Below are 5929 nucleotides of genomic sequence, written 5' to 3'. Positions count from 1 at the left end.
GGGTAGGGGAGGCGGGGGCGAGACCCGTGGCGCCCGCCCCCATCCCGCTGAGCCCTACCCGTCTCCCAGGCCCTCCACCAGCCCCAACATCCGCTCCGCCTCCGCGCGACGCGAGACCGCCGTCTCGTCCTCCCGGCCGCCGTCGCCGTCGGCGCCACCGACTCCGCCACCACCGTCGCCGTACGCGGCCAACACACTCCGCGCCCGCCCCGCCGCGTCGGCCGCCCTCCGAAGGTCCGCCTCCAGCCACCCGGCCGCGAGTTCCGCGCCGGTCCGCGCGTGGAGGAAGTCGGCCCCCAGGGAGCCGTACACCGCCACCGCCCGCTCGACGAGCGTGAGCGCCTCCTCGAACACCGCCCGGTACACGTCGAGTTCGGCGTCCTCGGCGACGGACCGGGCGAGCAGGTCGCCGAACTGCCGGTACGTCTCGCCGAGTTCCGCGTGGATCCGCAGCCGGTTCTCCTCGCCGGTCACGTCCGACAGGGCCGCCTCGCACCCGGCCACCGCGTCACCCATCAACTCCCGGGCGGCGTCGAGCCCCGCACCCTCCTGCGCCGCGTACCAGGCCCGAGCCCGCAGCGCCCGCACATACCCGTGGACGTTGCCGAGCTCTCCCCACAGGGCGCCCGCGCGCTCGTACGCCCGGTCCGCCTCGGCGGGCAGCCCCGCACGGGCGAGGGCTTCCGCGGCGAGGTGCGCGAGCACGGCGTGGTCGCGCTGCTCGGGCCAGTGCCGGGTGATGTCGGCGGCCCGCAGCCACCGGTCGGCCGCCTCGCGGTGCTCGCCCATCTCGGTGTGGCAGTCGCCGAGCCACCACAGGGTCTGGGCGACGGCCCCGTCCCCGTGGATCTCGGCGGTCAGGTCCACCAGGGCCGACTCCAGCACCTCCGCGGCCTCCGCCCACCGCCCCTGCCGCAGCAGGAACCCGCCGAGCAGATGCCGGGCCCAGGAGCCGAGCGTCCGGCTCTCACCGGCCTCGTCGGCCCAGTGCGCCGCCTCCAGCGCGTGCGCGGCGCCCGGCTCGACCCGGTCGGCGGCGCCGAGGAGCTCGGCCAGCTGGACGTGGAGCTGGGCGTGGCCCATCGGTTCCAGATCCGTACCGCCGTGCTCCAGCGCCGCGCGGGCCGCCCGCTCGGCCCGCTCCAGGTCCCCGAGCTGCTGCGCGAGCCCGGCCAGCCGGGCCTCGTACTGCACCGCGAACCAGGGCGCCCCGGCCGCCACATACCGCTGCGCGGCCTCCTCGAACAGCGCGGCGGCGGTCTCCGCGTCCCCGCCGCGCTCGGCCAGCTCCCCGAGCATGGCCCGCGCCTCCGCGGCCCGCGAGGCCAGCCGCACGTCCTGCTCACGGTGCGGTTCGACGAACTCCGCCAGCTCCCGCACGGCGGCGTCGGCGGCGGTCACCGCGCTCTCGTCCGGGTCCGCCTCCTCCAGCCGCTGCATGAGTATCCGGGCCCGCCCCACCAGCACGGACGCCGTCTGCCGAAGCCCGGTGGCGCCGCCCGCGTGGAGCGCGAGGACCTTCTCGTACGGCTCGGAGAGCAGCTCCAGCGCTTGCTCGGTGTGCCCGTTCAGGGCGTGGACCGTCGCTCCACGCGCGCGTGCGGCGAGCGCCTCGCCCGGGTCACCGGCCTCCTCGTACAGTTCGGCCGCGTGCTCGAAGAGGGTGCGTCCCTCGGGCCCGAGGCCGATCGCCCGGTGGTCGACGATCTCCGCCCGGTCATGGGCGTCCAGTTCCGCGCCGTCCGCCTCGGCGGCCCGCGCCACCGCGGCCCACGCGCCCACGGAGTCCGGGTGCAGGGACTCGGAGAGCCGCCGTGCCTCGGCGAGGAGCGCGGGCAGGTCGTCCGGCGCCGGTGCCGCCTCGGCGCGCTCCACGGGCAGGGGCCGCCGGGGCGCCGGGACCGGCACCGTGCGCGTCGCCCGCACGCCCAGCGGAAGCCGGTCCACGAGCGGCGGCTGGTCCATGCGCTCCCGGACGTGGGTGCTGACGTACGCCGTGCCGTTGCGCTCGTCGAACCGGGCGGCCAGGGACAGTGCCTCCACGCGCGCGTGCGCGGCCAGTTCGGCGGCGGTCCAGGTACGGCCGGCGGGACCCGGGACCGTCTGATCGGCGAAACCACGGCTGACCAGGCGGTCCATGAGGAGCGCCACCACGGCCGTGAAGTCCACCTTGCTGCGCGGGTCCCCGGAGTCCGTGAAGTACGCCGGACGCTCGGCGAGCAGCTCAAGACCGCGCGCCTCGTTGCCGGTCAGGGCGCAGAACTCCACGTGGTCCGCGTACGCGCCCCGCATGCTCTCCATGGCCCGCACCAGCCGGAAACCGCGCAGATGGTGGGCGCGCGCCTCGTCCAGGCGGCCCAGCCGCACCAGCGGCAGCAGGGAGGACGCCAGAACGGTGTGCGGTTCGTGGGCGCAGGTGTACTCGCCCTCCAGGACCGGCGCCCACAGCCGCAGCGCCTCGGCGTCCCGCCGCTGCCGCGCCTGCCACCAGCCCTGGCCGTGCAGCTCGCACGCGTGGCAGTCGGCCATGCTGTCCCGGTCGGCCGCCAGCCACGCCTCGTACGCCCGCTCGGCCCGCGCCAGATCACCGACGTGCGCGGCCACACTGAACTCGGCGCTGTGCACGGCCCGTTCCGAGTGCCCGGCGAGCCGGTAGCGGTGCTCCATCTCGCCGAGCCACTTCTCGATCGAGGCGAGCGGCACATGCGGCTGGTTGAGCATGCCGGCCGACATCCACTTGAACACCCAGTGCAGCGAGTGGACCTCGTACTCGTCGAAGTCCTCGGGGCGCTCGTCCCACATGCGCAGCAGGCGCGCGAAGGGGACGAACATCTTGTCCTTCTCGGAGCTGTAGTTGTAGACCTTCAGCTGGTGCCCGAGCGCCTCGATCACGGCGAGCGGGATGTTCAGCTTCTCGGCCTCGGCGAGCAGCCGCTCCGCGCGCGCGTTGCGTGCGGGGCCCTCCGGCTGCTCGTAGTTCTCCGCCATGGCCCGGCGCAGTTCGTCGAAGTCCATGACGTCCCTCACGGTCGGCCGCCCTCCCCGGACCCGGTCTCGCTGTGCGTGGCCCACTCCAGGAGGCCTATGAACGCGCGGTTCAGGAGCGCCGAGTCCGCCGGCCTGAGCGGTCGCTGCGCCATCAGCAGGGCCTGCCCGTACAGCGACTCGGTGGCGGTCCCGATCAGCTCGGGATCGCGCAGGGCACCGATCCGCCGGATGAGCGGGTTGAGGTGGTTCAGCACCAGCCGCGCGCGCGGGGCGCTGCCGCGCAGCGAGCCGAGGATGCCCGCCCACAGGTCGTCGGCCTGCTCCTCGGCCTCCGCGCGGGCCTGCTCGTGCCGGGAGGACCGGTCGTCCAGGTGCAGCGCGGGCACCGACAGCGGATGGAACGCCCGCAGCACGACATCGCAGCCCAGGGGGTCGAGCTTCGCCCGCGCGGCCGACAGGAAGCCCGCCAGCGCCAGCTCCTCGTCCGGGTCGGGCGCGTCCAGATGAGCGGTCACCGTGTCGGCGTCCAACTCGGCGACCATCGTGCCCGGGCGCACCGACGGCAGCGCCTCGACCAGCTCGCTGTCGTACGTGTAACCGCCGTTGATCACCCCGACGCCCTGCGCGGAGGCGATCGGCGCGACCTGGCGGTACTCCTCCACCGTCCGCGTGAAGTGCACCACCGGGTGCCGCTGCGCGAACTCCTCCAGGGACAGCCGCCCGTCGGTCGTCTCGAAGGGCAGCCACGGCAGCATCGTGCGCAGCATCTCCTTGTCGTGCCGCGCCAGGGACTTCACCCCCAGGTAGTGCACCGACAGGAAGGCCGCCAGCCGCTCCGGATCACCTGCGGCGAGACCGGTCAGCCACCCGCGGATCCGCTCGCCCAGCGCCTCCCGGACTGCCGCGAGGGTCTCGTCCTCGTACAGCGACTCACGGGACGCCGTGGGCCGCAGACTGTCCGTGTCGAGCACACAGCGCACGAAGAACGCCCACTCCGGCAGCAGCTGTTCGGCCCGCTCCGTGAGCAGCATGCCCTTCAGATGCACCCGGTGGCCCACCCGCTGTGCCGGGCTGACCGCGGACGGCAGCACGTACGCCACGCCCCGCACCCCGGCCAGCGGCACGTCCAGCTCGATCGCGTCCAACGGGGTGAACCCGAACAGGTCGTGGCAGTGCCGCGCGAGGGCCACCCGCCGGGTGGCGGGGGAGGGGTACGGGCGGTCCCAGGGCGCCGGCAGATCCGTGACCGCCTCCTCGCCGACCCGGACGTCGTACGGCAGCAGCGACCCGAAGTCCCGCGCCAGCGACAGCACGCGCGCGTGCGAGAGCCACTCGGCCGCACCCGGCCGCGCGATCAGATGCACGGTCGTCCCCGGCTCGGGGCGCGCCTCGTCCGGCAGCGTCCGCACCGTGTACGAGCCGTCGTCGGTCGCCGTCCACTCCACGGGCGCCGCGTCGGGCGTACGGGCGCTGCGGCTGACGACCCGGATGCGCTCGGCGACCACGAAGCACGCCAGCAACCCGATGCCGAACTGCCCGAGGAAGTCCGAGCGGACCTCCTGCAGCCCGTCGGCCCGCTTGGAGCTGCGGCCGATCGTCGCGAGGAGACTGTGCACGTCGGACTCGGTGAGCCCCACGCCGGAGTCCTCCACCCGCAGCGCGGCGCCCTCGGCGAACAGCCGCACCCGGGCGGGCGCGTCGGGCTCCTCGGCCCGCCGCGCGGTGATCGCGTCCACCGCGTTCTGCAGCAGCTCGCGCAGGTAGACCTTCGGACTGGAATAGAGGTGGTGCGAGAGCAGATCCACCAGGCCACGCAGATCGACCTGGAACGTGTGAGGTGATTGTGGAGTCTGGGATGCCTGGGATGACTGTGAGGTCATTGAGTCCATCGTCGCAGCGCCGGTGGGGTGGGGGTCGGGCGACGGCGCGGGGTAGGGCGGTCCCGCGAGACGGTGACCGCGGACGGGAGACGGCACGGGCCTTCGCTACAGGCCCGGGAGTGCGCCATCCTAGGCGCGAACGACCCGCCTGACCAGCGGATTTCAAGGACGTATACGGGATTGTCAGTGCCGTGGTGTGCAATGGATCTCGTGCCCGCGCTCGAAGAACCGCTCAAGAACACGCTCGGCGCCGCCACCGCGAAGGTGATGGCCGAGCACCTCGGCCTGCACACCGTCGGAGACCTGCTGCACCACTATCCCCGCAGGTACGAGGAGCGCGGGCAGCTCACCCACCTCGCCGACCTGCCCATGGACGAGCACGTCACGGTGGTCGCCCAGGTCGCCGACGCCCGCCTGCACACCTTCGCCTCCGCCAAGGCCCCCCGGGGCAAGGGCCAGCGCCTCGAGGTCACCATCACCGACGGCAGCGGCCGCCTCCAACTGGTCTTCTTCGGCAACGGCGTGCACAAGCCCCACAAGGAGCTCCTCCCCGGCACCCGCGCCCTCTTCGCCGGCAAGGTCTCCGTCTTCAACCGCCGCCTCCAGCTGGCCCACCCGGCGTACGAACTGCTGCGCGGCGAAGACGTGTCGGAGACGGTCGACAGCTGGGCCGGCGCCCTCATCCCGATCTACCCGGCCACCGCCAAGCTGGAGTCCTGGAAGATCGCCAAGGCGGTGCAGACGGTCCTGCCGAGCGCCCAGGAGGCCGTGGACCCCCTCCCCGACGCCCTGCGCGCGGGCCGGGGCCTGGTCCCCCTCCCCGAGGCCCTGCTGAAGATCCACCGCCCCCACACCAAGGCGGACATCGAGGGTGCCCGGGATCGCCTCAAGTGGGACGAGGCCTTCGTCCTCCAGGTCGCCCTCGCCCGCCGCCGGCACACCGACGCCCAACTCCCCGCCGTGGCCCGCCGCCCCACCCCGGACGGCCTCCTCACCGCCTTCGACGCCCGCCTCCCGTTCACCCTGACCGAGGGCCAGCAGAAGGTCTCCCGGGAGATCTT

General features: G+C 73.9%; 3 protein-coding genes. 1 reads left to right on the top strand and 2 read right to left on the bottom strand.

The window, feature by feature from the left end; genetic code table 11:
- Window positions 1–54: 54 nt before the first annotated feature.
- Window positions 55–3015 (bottom strand): hypothetical protein, encoded by a 2961-nt coding sequence (locus tag AOK23_RS21470; RefSeq protein ID WP_055714316.1) that lies wholly within the window; start codon window positions 3013–3015, stop codon window positions 55–57.
- Between the two features lie 8 nt (window positions 3016–3023).
- Window positions 3024–4868 (bottom strand): HSP90 family protein, encoded by a 1845-nt coding sequence (locus AOK23_RS21465; RefSeq protein WP_055714315.1) that lies wholly within the window; start codon window positions 4866–4868, stop codon window positions 3024–3026.
- A 201-nt stretch (window positions 4869–5069) separates the two neighbouring features.
- Here AOK23_RS21465 and AOK23_RS21460 point away from each other — a divergent pair.
- Window positions 5070–5929 (top strand): OB-fold nucleic acid binding domain-containing protein (locus AOK23_RS21460; protein WP_240496485.1); only part of this gene is annotated, 860 nt, incomplete at its 3' end.

It is taken from the genome of Streptomyces torulosus, from assembly GCF_001419765.1.
Classification (GTDB): Bacteria; Actinomycetota; Actinomycetes; order Streptomycetales; family Streptomycetaceae; genus Streptomyces; species Streptomyces torulosus.
The sequence above is the reverse complement of the archived record's forward strand: the minus strand, read 5'-3'. Positions and strand labels throughout refer to the sequence as shown.